General features: G+C 24.0%; 1 protein-coding gene. It reads right to left on the bottom strand.

Annotation, left to right across the window (positions count from 1 at the left end):
• Nucleotides 1-267, bottom strand: a 267-nt coding sequence (locus IC213_RS20765) for a PD-(D/E)XK nuclease family protein (RefSeq protein WP_227863593.1), incomplete at its 3' end; no start/stop codon positions are given.
• Between the last annotated feature and the right edge of the window lie 33 nt (nucleotides 268-300).

The following is a 300-nucleotide window of genomic DNA, read 5'->3' as shown; positions in this document are numbered from 1 at the left end:
TGCATATAGGATGAGCTGCATTGATTTCTTTGGCAGGTCTTTTTTAGAAAATTTGCTACTTGATTTGTAATCTATAACATAGATTTTATTACCTATCATGTAATACAAATCTATGTATCCTCTCATGATAATTCCATTAATATTAAACTCGAAATATTCTTCTATATAGTATTTATCACATTTGATTGGTACAAAATTTTCTATGTAATGTAAGATACATTCTAAATAATTAATTCTTGAATTTAGTGTAGGAAAATTGTAATTCATTAGATTTGCATATTCTATAACTTCATTATATTT

The sequence above is a fragment of the Clostridioides sp. ES-S-0049-02 genome, assembly GCF_020658465.1.
Taxonomy (GTDB): Bacteria; Bacillota; Clostridia; order Peptostreptococcales; family Peptostreptococcaceae; genus Clostridioides.
The sequence above is the reverse complement of the archived record's forward strand: the minus strand, read 5'-3'. Positions and strand labels throughout refer to the sequence as shown.